We start from the raw sequence: 4,889 nt of genomic DNA, 5'->3' as shown, positions 1-4,889 counted from the left end.
TTACCTATGTGTCCGGGCTGGACAATCTTATCAATGGTGAGCGCGGAGGGACTCGAACCCTCGACCCCATGATTAAAAGTCACGTGCTCTACCGCCTGAGCTACGCGCTCACTTGCCGCGCTGTGTAGGGGGCGGTGCGGTGCGGGTCAATAGCGCGGCCGGGCGCCAAGGTCGGGCGGGGAGAACCCGGATTTTGACGGCAATCCGGCCGGTTAGCGGGGGTTCTTCACGCACGCGGCCCGCCGAAAACCGGCCCTGGATCAGATTCCTGGATCAGCTGGCTTCCGGGTGAATCTCCGAGGCCACCGGCTGGGAGGTGCCGACCACCGTCGGCATCGCGACCGGGCGCAGGCCGATCAGTTCCGCGGTCCGGATGGCGGTATTGCGCCAGAACGGGAACGAATTGATCCGCGAGTTTTCCAGAATGGCGATCGCCACCGCCGACAGGAACGGCAGGCTTTCCAGCACCAGCACACCTGCGAAAATGTAGATTTCGCGGACCTGCTTGTCATTGTTGGTCACCACCAGCACGGTGGCGCCGATCAACAGCAGCACGCCGATCACGGCTTCCCAGAACGCCTGGAATTCGACCGACATCAGCGAAAATCCGCCCTTGGAGGTCCGTGCGAACGCCAGATGCTCGGTGATCAGGCCGTTGGCGACTGCGCGCGACACCGTCCATTGCACCGACATCGCGGCGATCATGGCGCCCAGCATCTGGCCCCATTTCACCGGCACGCGCAGCCGATACATCGCGACGAAATGCACCAGCGAGACCACGAACGACGCGATGATCGGCAGCGTCAGGATCCGGTCGGGAATGGCGATGTCGGCGAAGGCGACGATCGGCACCCAGATCAGATTGAGGATGGCCACGACCACGCCGAGGCTTTCGGCCCCGAGCCAGTTCAGCCAGCCCAGGGCAAATTCGCGGCGCTGGTCGGGCGACAGCCGGCTCGCGCCCGGCAGGAACCGGCGCCAGTGCTTCTTGACGATCTGGAAGCCGCCGTAAGCCCAGCGATGGCGCTGCTTCTTGAAGGCCTCATAGGTGTCGGGCAGCAGCCCATGGCCGTAGCGGTGGTTGGTGTAGTGCGTGAGCCAGCCGTGCTCGATGATCGCGAGCCCCAAATCAGTGTCCTCGCAGATGGTGTCGCCGGCCCAGCCGCCGGCCATCTCCATCGCGGCGCGCCGCACCAGGCACATGGTGCCGTGCACGATGATGGCGTTGGCCTCGTTGCGCTGGACCATGCCGATATCGAAGAACCCGGCATATTCGCCGTTCATGATGTAGTGCATCAGCGACCGGTCGCCGTCGCGATGGTCCTGCGGCGCCTGCACCAGGCCGACGCGGGGATCGGCGAACACCGGCACCAGATCCTTCAGCCAGTCCGGCTGCACGACATAATCGGCGTCGATGATGCCGATGATCTCGGCATCGACCGCGGTGCGGGCCATGGCGATGCGCAACGCGCCGGCCTTGAAGCCCTCGACCTTCTCGGCGTTGATGAACTTGAAACGTTCGCCGAGCGCGCGGCAGTGATCCTGGATCGGCTGCCAGAATTCCGGGTCCGGGGTGTTGTTGATGATCACCACGCATTCGAAATTCGGATAATCCAGCCGCGACACCGCATCCAGCGTCTGCTTGAGCATGTCGGGCGGCTCGAAATAGGCCGGTATATGGATCGAGACCTTGGGAAAGGTGACGTCCTCGCCGATGGTGGCCGGCGCTGCGGTCGCGCCCTTGGCCAGCAGGCGGCGCGGTTTGCGGCCGAAGGCAACCGCTGCGATTTCCTCGATCCGCGCCATCGCGATCAGCACCAGAGGCACCAGCAGGATCAGTCCCAGCGTCAAGGCAAAGGCCGAGCCGAACACGAAGTAGTGCCCGGTCCAGTACGCGAACACCGTCGCGACCCAGGCCCCGACGCCATGCGCCGCGGTCGACAGCATCAGCGACTGCATCGCGGTCGCCTCCGCGAGCCGCAGGATCGGCAGCGACAGCAGAATGCCGACGAGAACCGCGATAGTCGCCAGTTTCCAGTAGTTCTCGTTGACGACCGGGCCGGTCCAGGCAAATTTCGGTTCGCGCGCGGCGTTCAGGATGCCCCAATAGGGGCCGACGCCACCCTCGAAGAACTTCCAGGGCTGATCGATCGCTTCGACGATATTATATTCCATGCCGATGGCTTCGGCGCGCGCCACGAAATTGCGCAGCACCACGGCCTGCTGGAACGGGCCGGGATCGGCATTTCTCAGATTGTACCCGGCGCTCGGCCATCCGAACTCCGCGATCATGATCCGCTTGCCGGGAAATTTATCCCGCAGCAACTGGTAGAGGTAGGCAGCCTGATCGACCGCCTGCTTGTCGGTGAAATTTTCCCAATAGGGCAGCACGTGCGCGGCGATGAAGTCGACGGACGAGGCGAGTTCCGGATTGTCGCGCCTGATGTTCCAGATTTCACCCGTGGTCACAGGGACATTGACCGACTTTTTTACTCTTTTGATGAGCTCGATCAGGTCGTCGATCTTTTGCTCACCGCGATAAACCGTCTCGTTGCCGACGACGACGCCGATGACATTGCTGTTGTGCCTGGCGAGATTGATGGCGGCATCGATCTCGCGTTCGTTGCGGTCGACATTCTTGTCGATCCAGGCGCCGACGGTGACTTTCAAGCCGAATTCCGCGGCAATCGGCGGCACCAGCTCGCTGCCTTCCGTCGACGAGTACAGGCGGACCGCTCGCGTCAGGGTGGAGAGTTTCTTCAGATCGGCGCGAACCTTCTCGGAGTCGCCGATGGCGTCTGCGACGGTGTGCCCCCGTTCGAACGGAGCATAGGAGACGCTGGGCAGCACCCCCGTAAAATCGGGAGCCTGTTCCTTGTCCCGGAACGCGCCCCACAGGGCGGCGTGAATGGTAGCGACAAACAACAGAACGGCGACGACGGCGCGCATCGCGACAAACCATACGGGGTCAATATGGCAGGGAAGCGGACCCGTCCCCGAGATCCGACCAAGTCAGCGGCAAACCAAAGCATATATCTGCCACGCGATTAAACAACTCTTATGACGCCGTGGCGTTTTGAGGGCGCCAGCAATCCAAAACTTTGAAAATTTCGGATCGGTCGGAAATCCCGGGATCGTTCGGGTCAGCGGGGATTACTTCGCCGGGGCGGGGGATGCGGCCGGCGATGGCGTCGGCGCCGGCGTGGCAGGCGCGGTTCCGGCCGTGGTCGGCGCGGCGGGTGGTGGGGCCGCGGCGGCGGCCTGCTGCGGCTGCGCGCCCGGATTGATCCAGCAGGCCTGAACGCGGCTGTTGAGCGTCTCGGCCACCTTGGGATCGATCTGCCCGCCAAACCGGGTCAGGCAACGAAAGGTCGCCTGGACATGGCCGCCCGGGCACCCGAACCGGTCGTAGAGATCGAGATGGCGAAAGGCGGTATCGAGATCGTCGAGCCACATCAGCCGCACGACCCGGCGACCGAGCCAGACGCATTCCGGGTTTCCGGCCGGGCCGTTGATGGCCTGCGCCGCTTCGACGAATTCGTCAGTCTTGCGTTGATTGTCTTTGGCGGCATCCGCCGGGGTCGGCGTATTCGCGGCGCCGGGTTTGCCTGACTGGTCCTGGGCGCGGGTGTCGCCGCTTTGGGCGAAGGCGCCGCCGGGACCGATGCCAAGATCACTGCCAAGACCAATCAGGAGGGCAAGGCCGGCAAGGGCGAGGTGGCGTAAAACCGCACTTTTGAACTCAAGCACACCTCGACGCATAAATTCCCCGATTTGTTGCCAGCCCGGCCAGGGCGCGTTGGTTCGCGCCGGTTTTCGCGCTGGTTTTGATGCCGTTTAAATAGGTCCCCAATACGGCGGAGACAGTTCCGGATTCCCATGACGGACATTTCGGATTTTGTCCAGCAAACTCACAACTTTATCGCGTCGTGGTAAAGCCGGCGCACGGCGGGCCCCGTCCGGCTCGGCATCCGGCTGTTATCCAGCCCTTGATCAAGCTCTCGATCAAGCTCTTGGCAGATCAAGTCTTGGCAGACGGCCGGCGACCGGCTAAGCGACGATCCTCGCCCGGAGGATGGAACCGATTTCTCTTCGTACGCCACTGGCGCTTCTCCTGATATCGCTAAGCGCGATTGCTGCCGTGTGGTGGTGGCTGGGCACGCCCATCACGCTGGCGCGCGCGCCCATCGACCCCAACGCCAAGCTGCTCTGTGTGTCCTATGCGCCGTTCCGTGGCGCCCAGACGCCGCTGTCGCCGACCACGCATATCGAGCGGGAACAGATCGCGCAGGATCTGGCCCAGCTGGCCAAAATCTCCGATTGCGTGCGCACCTATTCGATCGAAAGCGGGCTCGATCAGGTTCCCGAAGTCGCCGCAACGGTGGGGCTGAAGGTCATCCAGGGGATCTGGCTCGGCAGCAACCGGCAAAAGAACCTGGCCCAGATTTCGACCGTGGTCGGTCTCGTCAAGCAGTACCCCCAGGTCATTACCGCCGTTGTCGTCGGCAACGAGGTGCTGTTGCGCGGGGAGATGACCACGGCCGACCTCGCCGCGACCATCCGTTCGGTCAAGTCCCAGGTCGCCGTACCCGTCACCTATGCCGATGTGTGGGAGTTCTGGCTGCGCAACCGCGAGATCTATGACGCGGTCGATTTCGTCACCATCCACATTCTGCCCTATTGGGAAGACTTTCCGATCCGGGCGAAATATGCCGTCGCCCATGTCGACGCCATCCGCAAGCGGATGGCCGTGGCCTTTCCGGCTAAGGAAATCCTGATCGGCGAGACCGGCTGGCCGAGTGCGGGACGGATGCGCGATGGGGCGTTGCCGTCGCGGACCAATCAGGCCCGGGTGGTCTCGGAAATCCTCGATCTGGCCAAGCGGGAGA

The 4,889-nt window shown here is 63.3% G+C and carries 3 protein-coding genes and 1 tRNA gene; 1 reads left to right on the top strand and 3 read right to left on the bottom strand.

Annotated elements, in window-relative coordinates:
* Positions 1-34 precede the first annotated feature (34 nt).
* The 3 genes from ABR948_RS28265 to ABR948_RS28255 form a co-directional block, all read right to left on the bottom strand.
* Positions 35-110 (bottom strand) — tRNA-Lys (locus ABR948_RS28265).
* A 163-nt stretch (positions 111-273) separates the two neighbouring features.
* Positions 274-2,949, bottom strand: a complete 2,676-nt coding sequence (locus tag ABR948_RS28260) for a glycosyltransferase (RefSeq protein WP_428124395.1) — start codon at positions 2,947-2,949, stop codon at positions 274-276.
* 204 nt (positions 2,950-3,153) lie between these two features.
* Positions 3,154-3,762, bottom strand: coding sequence for a beta-1-3, beta-1-6-glucan biosynthesis protein (locus ABR948_RS28255; RefSeq protein ID WP_428124393.1), 609 nt, complete (start codon positions 3,760-3,762; stop codon positions 3,154-3,156).
* A gap of 313 nt (positions 3,763-4,075) precedes the next feature.
* Between ABR948_RS28255 and ABR948_RS28250 the strand changes: the two genes are divergently transcribed.
* The coding region (locus tag ABR948_RS28250; RefSeq protein ID WP_490337857.1) for a glycoside hydrolase family 17 protein at positions 4,076-4,889 on the top strand (814 nt) is incomplete at its 3' end.

Source organism: Bradyrhizobium sp. (assembly GCF_050014615.1).
In the GTDB taxonomy this organism is placed as follows: Bacteria; Pseudomonadota; Alphaproteobacteria; order Rhizobiales; family Xanthobacteraceae; genus Bradyrhizobium.
The sequence above is the reverse complement of the archived record's forward strand: the minus strand, read 5'-3'. Positions and strand labels throughout refer to the sequence as shown.

Excerpts from the sequence above, each read along its gene's own strand:
- ABR948_RS28260 (WP_428124395.1), bottom strand. The coding sequence starts at position 2,949 with ATGCGCGCCGTCGTCGCCGTTCTGTTGTTTGTCGCTACCATTCACGCC.
- ABR948_RS28255 (WP_428124393.1), bottom strand. The coding sequence starts at position 3,762 with ATGCGTCGAGGTGTGCTTGAGTTCAAAAGTGCGGTTTTACGCCACCTC.